16 protein-coding genes are annotated in these 17367 nt (G+C 71.1%); all 16 read left to right on the plus strand.

What is annotated here, in order from left to right; all coding sequences use genetic code 11:
- Window positions 1-249 precede the first annotated feature (249 nt).
- The 16 genes from OG617_RS15770 to nuoL all read left to right on the plus strand — a co-directional run bounded on the left by OG617_RS15770 (window position 250) and on the right by nuoL (window position 17329).
- The gene (locus tag OG617_RS15770) at window positions 250-1485 is read left to right on the plus strand and encodes an LPXTG cell wall anchor domain-containing protein (RefSeq protein WP_405102530.1); all 1236 of its coding nucleotides are present in this window, start codon (window positions 250-252) and stop codon (window positions 1483-1485) included.
- A gap of 131 nt (window positions 1486-1616) precedes the next feature.
- The gene (locus tag OG617_RS15775; protein WP_405102532.1) at window positions 1617-2327 is read left to right on the plus strand and encodes a demethylmenaquinone methyltransferase; all 711 of its coding nucleotides are present in this window, start codon (window positions 1617-1619) and stop codon (window positions 2325-2327) included.
- Between the two features lie 100 nt (window positions 2328-2427).
- Window positions 2428-2652 (plus strand): hypothetical protein, encoded by a 225-nt coding sequence (locus tag OG617_RS15780; RefSeq protein WP_405102534.1) that lies wholly within the window; start codon window positions 2428-2430, stop codon window positions 2650-2652.
- A gap of 133 nt (window positions 2653-2785) precedes the next feature.
- A complete protein-coding gene (locus tag OG617_RS15785; RefSeq protein WP_396676345.1) occupies window positions 2786-4063 on the plus strand; it encodes a geranylgeranyl reductase family protein in 1278 nt (425 codons plus the stop codon).
- 178 nt (window positions 4064-4241) lie between these two features.
- A complete protein-coding gene (locus OG617_RS15790; protein WP_396676344.1) occupies window positions 4242-4607 on the plus strand; it encodes an NADH-quinone oxidoreductase subunit A in 366 nt (121 codons plus the stop codon).
- A gap of 13 nt (window positions 4608-4620) precedes the next feature.
- A complete protein-coding gene (locus tag OG617_RS15795; RefSeq protein ID WP_396676343.1) occupies window positions 4621-5298 on the plus strand; it encodes a NuoB/complex I 20 kDa subunit family protein in 678 nt (225 codons plus the stop codon).
- Window positions 5295-6032 carry an NADH-quinone oxidoreductase subunit C gene (locus OG617_RS15800; RefSeq protein WP_405102537.1) on the plus strand — a complete coding sequence of 246 codons (738 nt, stop codon included), beginning with the start codon at window positions 5295-5297 and terminating at the stop codon, window positions 6030-6032. Before OG617_RS15795 ends, OG617_RS15800 begins: the two co-directional genes overlap by 4 nt.
- Window positions 6029-7354: an NADH-quinone oxidoreductase subunit D gene (locus tag OG617_RS15805; RefSeq protein WP_396676341.1), complete on the plus strand. Its 1326-nt coding sequence runs from the start codon at window positions 6029-6031 to the stop codon at window positions 7352-7354. Before OG617_RS15800 ends, OG617_RS15805 begins: the two co-directional genes overlap by 4 nt.
- On the plus strand, window positions 7351-8481 hold the full coding sequence (nuoE, locus tag OG617_RS15810) for an NADH-quinone oxidoreductase subunit NuoE (protein ID WP_405102539.1): 1131 nt from the start codon (window positions 7351-7353) through the stop codon (window positions 8479-8481). The genes OG617_RS15805 and nuoE overlap by 4 nt, the downstream gene beginning before the upstream one ends.
- The gene (nuoF, locus tag OG617_RS15815; RefSeq protein ID WP_405102541.1) at window positions 8478-9794 is read left to right on the plus strand and encodes an NADH-quinone oxidoreductase subunit NuoF; all 1317 of its coding nucleotides are present in this window, start codon (window positions 8478-8480) and stop codon (window positions 9792-9794) included. The genes nuoE and nuoF overlap by 4 nt, the downstream gene beginning before the upstream one ends.
- A complete protein-coding gene (locus OG617_RS15820) occupies window positions 9794-12304 on the plus strand; it encodes an NADH-quinone oxidoreductase subunit G (RefSeq protein ID WP_405102543.1) in 2511 nt (836 codons plus the stop codon). Before nuoF ends, OG617_RS15820 begins: the two co-directional genes overlap by 1 nt.
- Window positions 12301-13653 carry an NADH-quinone oxidoreductase subunit NuoH gene (nuoH, locus tag OG617_RS15825; RefSeq protein WP_405102545.1) on the plus strand — a complete coding sequence of 451 codons (1353 nt, stop codon included), beginning with the start codon at window positions 12301-12303 and terminating at the stop codon, window positions 13651-13653. The genes OG617_RS15820 and nuoH overlap by 4 nt, the downstream gene beginning before the upstream one ends.
- A 1-nt stretch (window position 13654) precedes the next feature.
- A complete protein-coding gene (gene nuoI, locus OG617_RS15830) occupies window positions 13655-14296 on the plus strand; it encodes an NADH-quinone oxidoreductase subunit NuoI (RefSeq protein WP_396676336.1) in 642 nt (213 codons plus the stop codon).
- Window positions 14293-15063: an NADH-quinone oxidoreductase subunit J gene (locus tag OG617_RS15835; protein WP_396676335.1), complete on the plus strand. Its 771-nt coding sequence runs from the start codon at window positions 14293-14295 to the stop codon at window positions 15061-15063. Before nuoI ends, OG617_RS15835 begins: the two co-directional genes overlap by 4 nt.
- Window positions 15060-15359 (plus strand): NADH-quinone oxidoreductase subunit NuoK, encoded by a 300-nt coding sequence (gene nuoK, locus OG617_RS15840; protein WP_117668432.1) that lies wholly within the window; start codon window positions 15060-15062, stop codon window positions 15357-15359. Before OG617_RS15835 ends, nuoK begins: the two co-directional genes overlap by 4 nt.
- A gap of 26 nt (window positions 15360-15385) precedes the next feature.
- Window positions 15386-17329 carry an NADH-quinone oxidoreductase subunit L gene (nuoL, locus tag OG617_RS15845; RefSeq protein WP_405103734.1) on the plus strand — a complete coding sequence of 648 codons (1944 nt, stop codon included), beginning with the start codon at window positions 15386-15388 and terminating at the stop codon, window positions 17327-17329.
- Window positions 17330-17367: the final 38 nt, after the last annotated feature.

Below are 17367 nucleotides of genomic sequence, written 5' to 3' on the forward strand. Positions count from 1 at the left end.
AGGCCAGCGCGGGTCGCTAACGTCCCCCGCGACGTGGTCCGAGGCACAGTCCTCCATCGGTCCGTGGGGGCCGTTCATATAGAGCGCGGCGGTGGGGGCGGGATGGTCGACCATCCCGCCCCCACCGTCTTGACGGGCGGGGCCGGACGGATGAATTGCCGTGCCGGCTCCTGGCGCAATCGATCTACCTCGGATAACGTCCGCTCGGTTCCGCAAAAACCCTCCTCCTTCCCTAACCCCGGGGGATCAATGACCTCGTTCCACCGTTCGGCCCTGGCCCGTGTCGGCGCCGTGGCGCTGCTGGCCGCCGGCGGCCTGGCCACCGTGGCAGCCCCGGCCCAGGCGGCCGACCAGGCCGACCTGGCGCTGGTCCCGCTCAGCCAGAACCTGGCCAGGGGCGTCGAGGCGGCCAAGGCCAAGCCGTTCAAGTTCACCGTCGACAACACCCGCAGCTCGGTCGCGGCCCGCGACGTCCGGGTCACCGTGGAGACGAAGGGCCTGACCAAGCGGGTCGGCTTCGTCGTCCCCGACGGCTGCGACGTCTCCGGCACCGCCTTCACCTGCCTGCTCGGCGACCTGGCCGGCGGCACGAGCGAGGACTTCGGCATCCCGCTGTTCAGCGCCGGCGGCCGGGGCAAGGGCGGCGCGCTGAAGGTGACGGTCGCCTCGGCGACCGCCGACCCGAACACGGGCGACAACAGCGAGACCGTCGACGTCACCGTCACCCGCCCCGGCTACGACCTCACCTCCTGGGTGCAGGACGGGTACGCCAACGTCGTGGTCGACGGCGCGCAGAGCAACGAGCCGGACCTGAAGCCGATTCCGCGCGGTGGGACCGCCCCGCTGGACTGGGCGATCTACAACGACGGCAGCCGCCGGGCGACCGGCGTCTTCTACGCCATCACCCTGCCGGCCAAGGTCAGCTTCGCGAAGCTGCCCGAGAACTGCGTCGAGCAGGAGATCGGCGGCCTGGCCCAGGCGTTCTGCGAGGACACCGGCGCGGTGATCCGGCCGGGCGAGTACTACACCGACGACGTGCGGGTGAAGGTCGCCGACGACGCCGACCAGCCGGTGCTGCGCATCGGTGAACTCTTCGCGTACGGGCTGGACGAGGCGCAGGGCGCTCCCGAGTCGGAGCCGCAGGTCGCCTCGGCGGCCCAGCGTCGCGCCTTCACCGAGACGGACGAGGTCGACAACCAGGCCGTCTTCGACGTCTTCGTGGACCTGTCCGCCCAGCCCACCCCCACCCCGACCCCGACGCCGACCGGCACCCCGACCGCGGGCCCGTCCGGTGAGCCGAGCGCGACCACCTCGCCGGGCACCGGCGGTGGCGGTGGCGGCGGGCTCCCGGTGACCGGCGTGCAGGCCGGGCTGATCGGCGGCATCGGCGGCGCTGTGCTGCTGGCCGGCGGGGCGCTGCTGGTGCTCTCCCGTCGCCGCCGGGTGCTGCTGGTGACCCCGGGGGACGAGAAGTCGAACCACTGACCGTCGGGAACGACTGACGCGTCCGACGTGACGGGACGGGCGGGGTGGGCGACCACCCCGCCCGTCCGCGTACCTCCGCTCCGCGCCGCCCCGGCATCGGTCAGCGGGGTGCCGGCTGGCAGAGTGGAGGGGTGAGCCTTACCCCGCAGGGCCAGCGCGCCAGCCTGGACAAGCAGCCGCACGAGGTCGCCGCGATGTTCGACGGCGTGGCCGCCCGCTACGACCTGACCAACACCGTCCTCTCCTTCGGGCAGGACCGGTTCTGGCGGCGGGCCACCCGGGCTGCTCTCGGGCTCGGCCCCGGCGACCGGGTGCTGGACGTCGGCGCGGGCACCGGCGTCTCGACCGAGGAACTGGCCCAGTCCGGCGCGTACGCGGTCGGTGCGGACCTCTCCCTCGGCATGCTGCACGCCGGCAAGCGGTCCCGTCCCACGGTGCCGCTGCTGGCCGGGGACGCGCTGCGGCTGCCCTTCGCGGACGCCAGCTTCGACGCGGTGACCATCTCCTTCGCGCTGCGCAACGTGTCGGACACCGACGCGGCCCTGCGCGAGCTGGCCCGGGTCACCCGGCCCGGCGGCCGGCTGGTGGTCTGCGAGTTCAGCACCCCGGTCAACCCGGCGTTCCGCACGGTCTACCTGTCGTACCTGATGCGTTCCCTGCCGGCGGTGGCCCGCACGGTGTCCAGCAACCCGGACGCGTACGTCTACCTCGCCGAGTCGATCCGGGCCTGGCCGGACCAGCCCGCCCTGTCGGCGCGGATCGGCGCGGCGGGTTGGGGCCGGGTGGCCTGGCGCAACCTCACCGGCGGCGTGGTCGCCCTGCACCGCGCGGTCCGCGACTGAGTCGTTCCGACTGACGCACGGTTCGTGACCGAGTCGTTCCGACCGCGACGCGTTTCCCGAATGCGCGGAATTAGTCCACTTTGCCCGGTAAGCTCGCTCCATGACGGGAGCAGAGCCGGCGCGCGCGACGTCGAGCGAGGACGCCGCGGAACTCGTCGCCCAGCTCAGGGAGCTGGCGGGGGTCGACCCGGCCGACGTCCGTCAAGTGGTGGCGGAGGTGCTGGCGGCCCTGGACCGCGCGGCCGGCGGCGCCCTGCGTGACCACCTGCCGGAGGCCATCAGGGTCGATGCGGGTCTGGACGAACCCACCTCCGCGCCGTTTTGACCCCTTTGTGGAGCCCGGCGGCTCTCACCTCGGCAAGTTAGGGCCACCTAACCAGGCAGGGACGTAACGTCGGTCATAGACTCCATCCGACTGGCTTGTGAAGGATTTCACGAGCGCTCGGGAGGAGGCCCAGATGACCGCGGTGGAGAACGACGCCGACGTGATCGTCGTGGGCGCCGGCCCTGGTGGCTCGGCGACGGCGTACCACCTGGCGCAGCACGGCGTGCGGGTGCTGGTGCTGGAGAAGACCGAGTTCCCCCGGGAGAAGGTCTGCGGCGACGGGCTGACCCCGCGCGCCGTCCGGCAGCTCATCCGGATGGGCGTGGACACCTCGCCCGAGGCGGGCTGGCTGCACAACCGGGGCCTGCGGGTGATCGGCGGCGGCGTCCGCCTGGAGCTGGACTGGCCGGACCTGGCCAGCTTCCCCAACTACGGCCTGGTCCGCACCCGGCTCGACTTCGACGACCTGCTCGCCCAGCGCGCCGTCTCGGCCGGGGCGAAGCTGCGCACCAACGTCAACGTGGTCGGTCCGGTGCTCGACGCCGACAACCGGGTGGTCGGGGTGGAGGCCGAGGTCGGCCCGGACAAGGAGCCCGCCACCTTCCGCGCCCCGCTGGTGGTCGCCGCGGACGGCGTCTCCGGCCGGTTCCCGCTCTCCCTCGGGCTGGCCAAGCGGGAGGACCGGCCGATCGGGGTGGCCGTCCGGCGGTACTACCGCTCGCCGGCCAAACACGACGACGACTACCTGGAGTCGTGGCTGGAGCTGCGCAGCAAGGCCAGCGGCGACAACCTGCTCCCCGGGTACGGCTGGATCTTCGGCCTCGGTGACGGGCGGGTCAACGTCGGCCTCGGCGTGCTCAACTCCTCGACCGCCTTCGGCAAGACCAACTACCGGCGGCTGCTCACCGACTGGCTGGCCAACACCCCCGAGGACTGGGGGATGACCGACGAGGCGAACGCCGAGGGGCCGATCCTCGGCGCGGCGCTGCCGATGGGCTTCAACCGGGTGCCGCACTACACCCGCGGCGTCATGCTGGTCGGCGACTCCGGCGGCATGGTCAACCCGTTCAACGGCGAGGGCATCGCGTACGCGATGGAGTCCGGCGAACTGGCCGCGGAGATCGCGGTGCAGGCCCTCGCCCGGCCGGCCGGGGCCGAGCGGGAGCGGGCGCTGATGGCGTACCCGCAGGAACTGAAGGCCCGGTTCGGCGGCTACTACCGGCTCGGCGGGATCTTCGTGAAGCTGATCGGCCGTCCGGAGATCATGCGGATGGCCACCAAGCACGGCATGCCGCATCCAGCCCTGATGCGCTTCGTGCTCAAGCTGCTGGCCAACCTGACCGACCCGCGCGGCGGGGACGCGATGGACCGGGTCATCAACGCGATGACGAAGGCGGCGCCAGCCGTGTAACGCGAGGAGTGCGCGAGCCCCGCAGGTTGTCGACGAGTGTGGGGCTTCGGCCGGACGGTCGACGAGGACCGCAGGTCGGACAGGGATCGACCCCGCCGACAGCCGTCGTGAGGGACGTGAATAGTGTGATTTTGGCCAACCACCGCCGAGGGCAGGGAAGGACGAGCAGGAGACCACAATGACGCTCTCGCCTTACGCACCCATCATCGGGCTGTTCGCCCTCGCCGCGGCGTTCGCGCTGTTCTCCGTGGCCGCCGCCCGCATCACCGGCCCGCGCCGGTACAACAAGGCCAAACTCGAGGCGTACGAGTGCGGCATCGAACCCAGCCCGCAGCCCGTCGGGGGCGGCCGGTTCCCGATCAAGTTCTACCTGACGGCGATGCTCTTCATCGTCTTCGACATCGAGATCATCTTCCTCTACCCCTGGGCGGTCTCGTTCGACGCCCTGCCGATCTTCGGCTTCGTGGAGATGGTCCTGTTCATCGTCGCGGTCTTCGTCGCATACGCCTACGTGTGGCGGCGCGGCGGCCTGGACTGGGACTGAGGGAGACACGCAGATGGGTATCGAGGAGAAGCTTCCCGCCGGCGTCCTGCTCACCTCCGTGGAGACGCTGGTCAACTGGTCGCGGAAGACGTCCTTCTGGGGCGCCACCTTCGGCCTGGCCTGCTGCGCCATCGAGATGATGGCCGCCGGTGGCCCGCACTACGACCTGGGCCGCTGGGGCATGGAGGTCTTCCGGGCCTCGCCCCGGCAGGCGGACCTGATGATCGTGGCCGGCCGGGTGAGCCAGAAGATGGCCCCGGTCCTGCGCCAGATCTACGACCAGATGGCCGAGCCCCGCTGGGTGCTCTCGATGGGCGTCTGCGCCAGCAGCGGCGGCATGTTCAACAACTACGCCATCGTGCAGGGCGTCGACCACATCGTGCCCGTCGACATGTACCTCCCGGGCTGCCCGCCCCGGCCGGAGATGCTCATCGACGCGATCCTCAAGCTCCGCGAGAAGGTCATGCACGAGCCGCTGGGCCCGAACGGGCGCAAGATGCACGAGGCCCGCTTGGCGCGCGGCGACGTGCCGGTCGTCCCGTACGGCTCGATGCCGTCGTCGTACCGCAGTGACAAGGCCCGCCGCGCCGAGTGGACCAAGGCGGTTCGCGAGGGGCGCGAGGAGCAGCTGCGGATCGAGAACTGGATGAAGGCCCAGAACCACCTCCACCCGCACGGGGGTATCAAGTGAGCGTAGCTTCCGACAAGCCGAACGCCGGTGGCCTGCCGGTGCCGGTGACGCCGGCCGGGGCCAGCAGCGGCGCGCCCGCCGAGCACCCGCCGGCCAGCCCGGCCGGGCAGGGCATGTTCGGCATCCACGGCACGGGCGACGTCTCCGGCTTCGGGGGCCTGGTCCGCCCGCGCCAGCCCGTCGAGGAGACCCCCCGGCCGTACGGGGGCTACTTCGACGAGGTCCGCGACGCGCTGGAGGAGGCCTACCCGGCGTTCGGCGACGCGATCGAGAAGGTCGTGGTCGACCGGGGCGAGCTGACCCTGCACATCCGCCCGGAGCGGATCGCCGAGGTCTGCCAGGTGCTGCGGGACGACCTCGCGCTGCGCTTCGAGCTGTGCTCCTCGGTGTCCGGGGTGGACTACCTGGGCGCCGACGAGCGTCGGCTGCACGTGGTCTACCAGCTCACCTCGATGACGTACCGCCGCCGGGTGCGGCTGGAGGCTGCGGTGTCCGCCGAGGACCCGCACCTGCCGAGCGTCACCAGCGTCTACCCGACCGCCGACTGGCAGGAGCGGGAGGCGTACGACATGTTCGGGATCGTCTTCGACGGCCACCCCAACCTGACCCGGATCCTCATGCCGGACGACTGGGAGGGGCACCCCCAGCGTAAGGACTATCCGCTCGGCGGCGTCCCCGTCGAGTACAAGGGCGCGGAGATTCCGCCGCCGGACCGACGGAGGTCGTACCAGTGACGACGTCGAACTACGCGACCGAGCGCGAGACCACCGAGGGTCGGGTCTTCACCGTCACCGGTGGGGACTGGGACCAGATCGTCTCCGGCACGGACCCGATCAACGACGAGCGGATCGTCGTGAACATGGGTCCGCAGCACCCGTCCACCCACGGCGTGCTCCGGCTGATCCTGGAGCTGGAGGGCGAGACCGTCCGCGAGGCGCGGTCGGTCATCGGGTACCTGCACACCGGCATCGAGAAGAACCTGGAATACCGCAACTGGGTGCAGGGCACGACCTTCGTGACCCGGATGGACTACCTCGCGCCGCTGTTCAACGAGACGGCGTACAGCCTCGCGGTGGAGAAGCTGCTCGGCATCACCGACGACATCACCGAGCGGGCCACCACGATCCGGGTCCTGATGATGGAGCTGAACCGGATCGCCTCGCACCTGGTCTGGGTGGCCACCACGGCCATGGAGCTGGGCGCGATCAACATGATGCTGTACGGCTTCCGCGAGCGGGAGTACATCCTCGACATCTTCGAGAGCATCACCGGCCTGCGGATGAACCACGCGTACGTCCGGCCGGGCGGCGTGGCACAGGACGTGCCGGACGAGGCGATCGTCAAGATCCACAGGTTCCTCAAGATGATGCCGAAGAGGCTCAAGGAGTACGAGGACCTCCTCTCCGGCCAGCCGATCTGGATCGAGCGCACCACGAACGTCGCAGTGCTCGACGCGACCGGCTGCCTCGCGCTGGGCGTCACCGGCCCGGTGCTCCGCTCCGCCGGCCTCGCCTGGGACCTGCGCAAGACCATGCCGTACTGCGGCTACGAGACGTACGAGTTCGACGTGCCGACCCACACGGACGGCGACGTCTGGGGCCGCTACCTGGTCCGGCTCGCCGAGATCCGGGAGTCGCTCAAGCTCGTCGAGCAGGCGCTGGGCCGGTTGAAGCCGGGCCCGGTGATGGTCGCCGACCGCAAGATCGCCTGGCCGGCCCAGCTCGCCATCGGCGTCGACGGCATGGGCAACTCGCTGGAGCACGTCGCCAAGATCATGGGTCAGTCGATGGAGTCGCTGATCCACCACTTCAAGCTCGTCACCGAGGGCTTCCGGGTCCCGCCGGGCCAGGTGTACATCGGCATCGAGTCGCCCCGCGGCGAGCTGGGCGTGCACGCCGTCTCCGACGGTGGCACCCGCCCGTACCGGGTGCACTACCGGGAGCCGAGCTTCGTCAACCTCCAGGCCCTCCCGGCGATGTCCGAGGGCGGCCTGATCGCCGACGTGATCGCCGGCGGCGCCTCGCTGGACCCCGTGATGGGTGGATGTGACCGATGACGACTTTCACTGACCAGACGCGGGAGCGGGCGCGGGAGATCATCGCCCGGTACCCGGCCGACCGGTCCCGCTCGGCGCTGCTGCCGCTGCTGCACCTGGTGCAGTCGGAGGAGGGGTACGTCTCCCCGTCCGGCGTCGAGTTCTGCGCCGACGTGCTCGGCCTGAACAAGGCCCAGGTCGGCGCGGTGGCCACCTTCTACACGATGTACAAGCGCAGGCCGACCGGCGACTACCTGGTCAGCGTCTGCACCAACACGATGTGCAACGTGCTCGGCGGGCAGGAGGTCTACGACACCCTCGCCGAGCACCTCGGCGTCGGCCACGACGAGACCACCGCCGACGGCAAGGTCACCCTGGAGCACGCCGAGTGCCTGGCGGCCTGCGACTACGGCCCGGTGATGACCGTCAACTACGACTTCTTCGACGGCGTCGACCCGCAGGCCGCCCTTGGGGTGGTCGAGGAGCTGCGCTCCGGCGGCCGGCCGATGCCGACCCGGGGCGCGCGGCTCTGCACGCTGAAGGAGATGGCGGTGCAGCTCGCCGGCTTCGCCGACGAGCGCGAGGGCGCGGTCGCCGACGGTGGCCCGGGCGAGCCCACCCTGCGTGGCCTGCGGCTGGCCGAGCAGCACGGCATCTCGGTGCCGGGCTACGACCCGAACACGCCGATCCGCAGCAAGGCGGAGGCGGACGCCGCCGCCGCGAGGGCGAAGGCCGCGGAGCAGGCGAAGCTGGCCCTCGCCACCACGGCGAACGGCAGCACCGCTCCCGACGTGAAGGCGCCGGACGCCAAGTCGCCCGAGGTGCGGGCCGCGGAGACCCGGCAGCCGGACGCCCGGACCGCCGTGCCGGACGCCCCCGGCACCAAGGTTCCGGCAGACCCGACGCCCCCGGCGCCCCGCGACGCGCGGGAGGCCGAGGCCGCCGGCGTCGCCGCGAACGCGCCGGCCGGTGACGGCAAGCCCGCCGGCGACGAGGCCGGCGCGCAGGAGCGCTCGCTCAAGGAAGCGGCGGCGTCCGCGGGTGCGAGGAGTGAGCTTGCGAGCCCCAACCGCCCGAGCGAGGAGCGAGCCCCGCAGGCGCGGGCTGAGAACCGCGCAGTCGCGAGCGAAGGGGGAACCAAGAAGTGACCACTCCTCGGCCGGAGACCCTGGCCAAGCTCACCCCCGTGCTCACCAAGCGCTGGCTGTCGCCGGACGCCTGGCGGATCGGCACGTACGAGAGGCTGGACGGCTACGCCGCCCTGCGTAAGGCGCTCAAGGCCCACCCGGACGACCTGATCCAGCTCGTCAAGGACTCCGGGCTGCGCGGTCGCGGCGGCGCGGGCTTCCCGACCGGCCTGAAGTGGGGGTTCATCCCGCAGGGCGACGGCAAGCCGCACTACCTGGTGGTGAACGCCGACGAGGGCGAGCCGGGCACCTGCAAGGACCTGCCGCTGATGACCCACGACCCGCACTCGCTGGTCGAGGGCGTGATCATCGGGTCGTACGCGATCCGGGCGAGCCGGGCCTACATCTACATCCGCGGCGAGGCGGTGCACGCCGCCCGCCGGCTGCGCAACGCCGTGCAAGAGGCGTACGCCAAGGGCTACCTCGGTAGGAACATCCTCGGCTCCGGGTTCGACCTGGAGCTGGTGGTGCACTCGGGCGCCGGGGCGTACATCTGCGGCGAGGAGACGGCGCTGCTGGACTCGCTGGAGGGCTTCCGGGGCCAGCCCCGCCTGCGCCCGCCGTTCCCGGCGACCCACGGCCTGTACGCCAGCCCCACGGTGGTCAACAACGTCGGCACCATCGCCAGCGTGCCGTACATCGTGCTCGGCGGGGCCGACTGGTGGAAGACCATGGGCACGGAGAAGTCCGCCGGGCCGATGATCTACTCGCTCTCCGGCCGGATCGCCGACCCGGGCCAGTACGAGTGCACGATGGGCGTCACGCTGCGCGAGCTCCTGGAGCTGGCCGGCGGGATGCAGCCGGGGCACAACCTGCGGTTCTGGACCCCGGGCGGCTCGTCCACCCCGCTGCTCACCGCCGAGCACCTGGACGTGCCGCTGGACTTCGAGGGGGTGGCGGCGGCCGGCTCGATCCTGGGCACCACGGCCACCCAGATCTTCTCCGACCAGGACTGCCCGGTGTACGCGACGTACCGGTGGCTGGAGTTCTACCACCACGAGTCGTGCGGCAAGTGCACCCCGTGCCGCGAGGGCAACTACTGGATGGTCCGGGTCTATCGGCGGATCCTCGCCGGCCAGGGCACCCACGAGGACCTGGACACCCTGCTCGACACCTGCGACAACATCCTCGGCCGCTCGTTCTGCGGCCTTGGCGACGGTGCGACCAGCTCGGTGACCTCGTCGCTGAAGTACTTCAAGCAGGACTACCTCGACTACATCGAGGGACGTACCGCGCCGAAGCTGTCGGACAAGCAGCTGGTGGGAGCGCACTAATGACCGACGTAGCCAAGAAGACCGAGACCGTCACCCTCACGATCGACGGCGTCGAGGTCACCGCGCCCCAGGGCGCGCTGCTGATCCGGGTCGCCGAGCAGTTGGGCACCGAGATCCCGCGCTTCTGCGACCACCCGCTGCTGGCCCCGGCCGGCGCGTGCCGGCAGTGCCTGGTCGAGGTGGAGGGCCAGCGCAAGCCGGTGGCCTCCTGCACCCAGACCGTCGCCGAGGGCATGGTGGTCCGCACCCAGCTCACCTCCGGTGTCGCCAAGAAGGCGCAGGAGGGGGTCATGGAGCTGTTGCTGCTCAACCACCCGCTCGACTGCCCGATGTGCGACAAGGGCGGCGAGTGCCCGCTGCAGAACCAGGCGATGTCCACCGGCCGCACGGACTCCCGGTTCCACGAGCACAAGCGGGAGTACGAGAAGCCGATGGCGATCAGCACCCAGGTGCTGCTCGACCGCGAGCGCTGCGTGCTCTGCCAGCGGTGCACCCGGTTCTCCGACGAGATCGCCGGCGACAAGTTCATCGACCTGATGGGCCGGTCGTCCGCCGAGGAGATCAACATCTACCGGGACGAGGCGTACGGCGAGGAGGGCGACGCGGGCGACGTCCCGTTCAACTCGTACTTCTCCGGCAACACCGTGCAGATCTGCCCGGTGGGTGCGCTGACCGGTGCGCAGTACCGCTTCCGGGCCCGCCCGTTCGACCTGGTCTCCAGCCCGAGCGTGTGCGAGCACTGCTCGGCCGGCTGCGCCCAGCGCACCGACTGGCGGCGCGGCAAGGTGACCCGCCGGCTGGCCGGCGACGACCCGCAGGTCAACGAGGAGTGGAACTGCGACAAGGGGCGCTGGGGCTTCCAGTACGCCCGCGCCTTCGACCGGCTCACCACCCCGCTGGTCCGCGACTCCGAGACCGGTGAGCTGCGTGAGGCGTCGTGGAGCGAGGCGCTGACCGTCGCCGCCGAGGGGCTGCGGGCCGCCCGGGACGGCGGGCGGGGCACGGCGGTGCTGACCGGCGGCCGACTGACCGTCGAGGACGCGTACGCGTACGCGAAGTTCGCCCGGGTCGCACTGAACACCAACGACATCGACTTCCGGGCCCGGCCGGTCTCCCGCGAGGAGTCCGATTTCCTGGCCAGCACGGTCGCCGGGCGCACCGACGTGACCTACGCCGACGTGGAGAACGCCCCGGCGGTGGTGCTGGTCGGGCTGGAGCCGGAGGAGGAGTGCCCGATCCTCTTCCTGCGGCTGCGCAAGGCGTACCTGAAGAAGAAGCTCAAGGTGTACGCGCTCGCGCCGTTCGCCACCCGCGGCCTGGAGAAGCTCGGGGCCAAGCTGGCCCGGGTGGTGCCGGGCGAGGAGGCGAGCGTGCTCGCCGAGCACGCGACGGTGGCCGAGGCGCTGAGCACCCCGGGCGCGATCCTGATCGTCGGCGAGCGGCTGGGCGAGGTGCCCGGCGGCCTGTCGGCGGCGGCGGACGTCGCCCGGCGTACCGGCGCGAAGCTGGCCTGGGTGCCACGGCGCGCGGGCGACCGCGGGGCCGTCGACGCCGGCTGCCTGCCCAACCTGCTCCCCGGTGGCCGTCCGGTCACCGAGCCGGCGGCCCGGGCCGAGCTGGGCGAGGCGTGGGACATCGCGGCCGGGGTGATCCCGAGCCAGGCCGGCCGGGACACCGACGGCATCCTCTCCGCCGCCGCGCACGGCCAGCTCGGCGCGCTGGTGGTGGCCGGTGTCGACCCGGCCGACCTGGCCGACCCGCGGTTGGCCGAGCAGGCCCTCGACGCGGTGCCGTTCCTGGTCAGCCTGGAGCTGCGCAACAGCGCGGTGGCCCGCCGGGCCGACGTGGTCCTCCCGGTGGCCCCGGTGGTCGAGAAGGCCGGCAGCTTCCTGGACTGGGAGGGCCGGCTGCGGCCCTTCGATGCGGTGCTGCACACCGCCGCGATGACCGACGGCCGGGTGCTGGACGCGCTCGCCGCGCTGCTCGACGTGCAGCTCGGCACGGGCGACGTGCTCAGCGTCCGCCGGGAGCTGGGCAGCCTGACGCCGACCCGGGCCGATCGGCCGTCCCCGCCGTCGGTGGAGCCGGCCCCGGTGCCGCAGCCCGGCGCCGGTGAGGCCGTCCTGTCCACCTGGCACCAGCTCATCGACCTGGGCAGCCTCACCGACGGTGACGAGCACCTGGGCGGCACCGCCCGCCCGCCGGTGGCGCGGGTGGGCAAGGGCACCGCGGAGGCGCTCGGCGTCGCCGACGGTGACCCGGTGACGGTGGGCACCGACCGCGGGGCGATCACCCTGCCGGCGGCGATCACCGAGATGCCCGACGGCGTCGTCTGGCTGCCGACCAACTCACCCGGCTCCACCGTGCGGCGCGGCCTCGGCGCGACGTCCGGCACGGTGGTACGGATCTCCGCGGCGGTCGCCGCCACGGAGCGGGCCACCGCGGCGGTCGCCGCGGACGCGGCCGGCCGCCCGGGTCCGCTCCTCAACACCGGGGGTGTTTCCCAGTGAACGCGGTCTACCTGGCACAGGACCCGACGCTGGCCGACTTCGGCAAGGACCCGTGGTGGCTGGTCCTGATCAAGGTCGCCTTCGCCTTCGTCGTCGCCGTGCTGGCCACGCTGCTCGGCGTCTGGTTCGAACGGCGGGTCGTCGGCCGCATGGCGGTGCGGCCCGGCCCCAACCAGGCCGGCCCGTTCGGCCTGCTCCAGACCCTGGCCGACGGCATGAAGATGGCCTTCAAGGAGGACATCCTCCCGAAGGCGGCGGACAAGGTCGTCTTCTTCTTCGCGCCGACCATCTCGGTGATCTGCGCGGTCACCGCCCTGTCGGTGGTGCCGTTCGGCCCGATGGTGAGCATCTTCGGCCACCACACGCCGCTCCAGGTCACCGACGTGCCGGTGGCGGTGCTGGTGCTGCTGGCGTGCTCGTCGATGGGCATCTACGGCATCGTGCTCGGCGGGTGGGCCTCCGGCTCGACGTACCCGCTGCTCGGCGGCCTGCGCTCCACCGCCCAGATGATCTCCTACGAGGTCGCGATGGGGCTGAGCATCGTTGCGGTGTTCATGACCGCCGGCACGATGTCCACCAGCGGGATCGTCGCCGCCCAGGGGGACGCCACCCGGCTGACCATTTTCGGCACCGAGGTCCCGGCCCCCGGCTGGTACGCGATCCTGCTGCTGCCGAGCTTCATCATCTTCTTCATCTCGACCGTCGGCGAGACCAACCGGGCGCCGTTCGACCTCCCCGAGGCCGAGTCGGAGCTGGTCGCCGGCTACATGACGGAATACAGCTCGCTGAAGTTCGCGCTCTTCATGCTCAGCGAGTACGTCGCGATGGTGACCATGTCCGCGGTCACCACGACGCTGTTCCTGGGCGGCTGGCGGGCCCCGTGGCCGATCACCCTGTGGGAGGGCGCCAACTCCGGTTGGTGGCCGATGCTGTGGTTCTTCGGCAAGGTGATCGCCCTGGTCTTCGTGTTCGTCTGGCTCCGCGGCACCCTGCCCCGGCTCCGGTACGACCAGTTCATGCGTCTCGGCTGGAAGGTGCTGCTGCCGATCAACCTGGTCTGGATCCTGGTCCTGGCCGGCCTGCGGTCGATCGAGGGCTGGCAGACCAGGGACCGGCTGCTCGCCACCGCGATCGGCGCGGGCGTGCTGCTGCTGGCGACGCTGCTCTGGCCGAGCCGCAAGCCGAAGCCGAAGTCGTCGCTCCAGGAACAGGCCAACAGCCGTCCACACGGCAGCTTCCCGCTGCCACCGATGGACCTGCAAGTACCACCGAGCCCGCGCACCAAGCGCGTGGTCGCCGAGCGGGAGCCGGCCAACGTCACCGCCGGCTCGGACTCCAGGGAGGTGTGACGTGGGCGCGATCACCGGAACGTTCAAGGGTTTCGGAGTCACCTTCTCGCACATGTTCAAGAAGGTCGTAACGACCGACTACCCGTTCAAGCCGCCGGTCCCGGCGCCGCGCTACCACGGGCGGCACGTCCTGAACCGGCACCCGGACGGCCTGGAGAAGTGCATCGGCTGCGAGCTGTGCGCCTGGGCCTGCCCGGCCGACGCGATCTACGTCGAGGGCGGGGACAACACCGAGGAGAACCGCCTCTCGCCGGGTGAGCGGAACGCGTCGGTCTACCAGATCAACTACGCCCGCTGCATCTTCTGCGGGCTGTGCATCGAGGCCTGCCCGACCCGGTCGCTCACCATGAGCAACGAGTACGAGCTGGCCCGGGACAACCGGCAGGACCTGATCTTCACGAAGGAGCAGCTGCTCGCGCCGCTGCTGCCGGGCATGGAGCAGCCCCCGCACCCGATGCGGCTCGGGGACAGCGAGAAGGACTACTACGTCGGCGCGCTGACCAATCCGGGTACGTCGGCCGGTGCCGAGCACGCGACCAACAGCCCGGGCCGGTACCAGGTGGAGGAGCACCCCGGGGTGACCTTCCCCGGCGCCGAGCAGCACGCCCAGCGGGCGGCGGCGGGCAAGGGGGACAAGGCATGACCACGCAGACGGTGCTCGCCGCGGCGGGCGGGGTGTCCGGCGGCGAGGAGGTCACCTTCTACATCCTCGCCCCGCTGGCGCTGATCGGCGCGATCGGCATGGTCGCGGCGCGCAGCGCCGTGCACTCGGCGCTCTGGCTGGTGCTGACCATGCTCTGCCTGGGCGTGTTCTACGTCCTGCAGGCCGGGCCGTTCATCGGCATGGTGCAGATCATCGTCTACACCGGCGCGATCATGATGCTCTTCCTGTTCGTGCTGATGCTGGTGGGCCGGGACGCCTCGGACTCGCTGATCGAGACGCTGCGCGGCCAGCGGGTCGCCGCGGTGCTGCTCGGCCTCGGCTTCGCCGGCCTGGTCGGCGGCGGCCTCTACCGGGCGCTGGACGGCGTCCAGGCGGTGGGCCTGGAGCAGGCCAACGCCGAGGGGAACGTGCAGGGCATCGCCCGCCTGCTGTTCACGAAGTACGTCTTCGCCTTCGAGCTGACCTCGGCGCTGCTGATCACCGCAGCGGTCGGGGCGATGGTGCTGGCGCACGTCGAGCGGCGCAAGGAGGACAAGATGGACCAGGTCGCCACGATGAAGGCCCGCTTCGCCCCGGGTAACTACCCCGGCCCGAAGCCCGGCCCGGGCGTCTTCGCCACCTCCTCCTCGGTGGCCACCCCGGCCCGGCTGCCCGACGGCCGGCTGACCGAGCGTGGCATCTCGGCGATCCTGCCGGTGCGGGAGCTGACCGCCGAGGACACCTCGCTGAAGGGGACGGACAAATGACCCCGGACTACTACCTGGTGCTCGCCGCGGTGCTGTTCACCATCGGTGCGGCGGGGGTGCTCATCCGGCGCAACGCGATCGTGCTGTTCATGTGCGTCGAGCTGATGCTGAACGCGGCCAACCTGACCCTCGTCACCTTCAGCCGGATCAACGGTGACCTGAACGGCCAGATCATGTCGTTCTTCGTCATGGTGGTGGCCGCGGCCGAGGTCGTGGTCGGCCTCGCGATCATCATGTCCATCTTCCGGACCCGGCGCTCCGCGAGCGTCGACGACGCCAACCTGCTCAAGTACTAGAGGGGCCAGCAGTGGGAGAGATTCTGATGAACGCCCCGGCCGAGCCGGCAGGTGCCGTCGCCTACGCTTCGGCGAGTGGGCTGCTCGGCAGCGTCTGGCTGCTGGTGGCGATCCCGCTGGCCAGTGCGGTGATCCTGCTGCTGCTGGGCCGGCGGGCCGACCGCTGGGGGCACTGGCTCGGGGTGGCCTCCGTCGGCACCTCCTTCGTGCTCGGCCTGACCTACTTCTTCCAGCTGCGCGGCTTGGAGAACAAGTCGGTCGAGCTGAGCCTGTGGGACTTCATCGCCGTCGGTGACTTCAAGGTGGACTTCGGTCTGCTGTTCGACCCGCTGGCTGCGGTCTTCGTCATGCTCATCACCGGGGTGGGCTTCCTGATCCACCTGTACGCGGTCGAGTACATGGCGCACGACGAGGGCCGGCGGCGGTTCTTCGCCTACTTCAACCTGTTCGTCGCCGCGATGCTCCTGCTGGTGCTCGGCAACAACTACGTGATGCTGTACTTCGGCTGGGAGGGCGTCGGTCTGGCGTCGTACCTGCTGATCTCCTTCTGGTACGGGCGGCCGAGCGCGGCCACCGCCGGCAAGAAGGCGTTCCTGATGAACCGGGTCGGCGACGCCGGCCTGGCCATCGGCATCTTCATCATGTTCGCCACCCTCGGCACCACCCAGTACGACGAGGTGTTCACCGGGGTCGGCTCGCTGAGCGCGACCACGGTGCTGGTGCTCGGCCTGCTGCTGCTGCTCGGGGCGGCCGGCAAGTCCGGCCAGTTCCCGCTCCAGGCGTGGCTGCCGGACGCGATGGAGGGCCCGACGCCGGTTTCGGCGCTCATCCACGCCGCCACCATGGTCACGGCGGGCGTCTACCTGATCGCCCGGTCCAACCCGATCTTCTCCGCGAACTCGACGCTCCAGCTCGTGGTGGTCAGCGTCGGCGCGCTCACCCTGCTGATGGGCTGCATCATCGGCGCGGCCAAGGACGACATCAAGCGGGTGCTGGCCTGGTCGACGGTGAGCCAGATCGGCTACATGTTCCTCGGCGTCGGCCTCGGCGGCGGGGCGTACGCGCTGGCGATCATCCACCTGCTGGCGCACGGCTTCTTCAAGGCCAACATGTTCCTCGGCGCCGGTTCCGTCATGCACGGCATGAACGACCAGGTGGACATCCGCCGCTTCGGCGGGCTGGCCAAGCACATGAGGATCACCTGGCTCACGTTCATGATGGGCTGGCTGGCCATCATCGGCATCCCCCCGCTGTCCGGCTACTTCTCCAAGGAGCCGATCATCGTCGCCGCCTTCACGCGGGACGACTGGACGGCCTGGCTCTTCGGCGGGGCGGCGCTGCTCGGCGCCGGGCTCACCGCGTTCTACATGACCCGGCTGTTCGTCCTCACCTTCCACGGCCCGAAGCGGTGGACCGAGGACATCGAGCACCCGCACGAGTCGCCCAAGCTCATGACGATCCCGCTGATCCTGCTCGCGATCGGCTCGGTGCTCGCCGGTGGCCTGATGGCGTGGGACGACGGTCTCGCCTCCTGGCTGACGCCGGTGCTCGGCAGCGAGGGCGAGGGGCACCACCCGGTGCTGTCACACACGGTGATCACGATCCTCTCGCTGCTGGTCACCGTGGGCGGGGCCGGGCTGGCCTGGTCCCTGTTCCGCAACGGCACGGCCACCGAGCCGCAGCCGGCGGGTGTGCTGGTCACCGCCGCCCGGCGCAACCTCTACACGGATGCCGTCAACGAGGCGGTCTTCGAGAAGCCGGGGATCTTCCTGACCAGGGCGCTGGTCTTCCTCGACAACCGGGGCGTCGACGGGCTGGTCAACGGCCTGGCCGCCGCAGTGGGCGGGGGCTCGGGCCGGCTCCGGCGGCTGCAGACCGGCTTCGTCCGGTCGTACGCGACGTCCATCCTGGCCGGTGCGCTGCTGGTGGTGGCGGCGTTCCTGGCCGTGCAGGCGGGGTGGCTGGCGTGATCGACCTCTCTACGGCCGCCCCCGCCGGCGGACCACGC

It is taken from the genome of Micromonospora sp. NBC_01412 (genome assembly GCF_045040215.1).
GTDB classification, from domain to species: domain Bacteria; phylum Actinomycetota; class Actinomycetes; order Mycobacteriales; family Micromonosporaceae; genus Micromonospora; species Micromonospora rubida.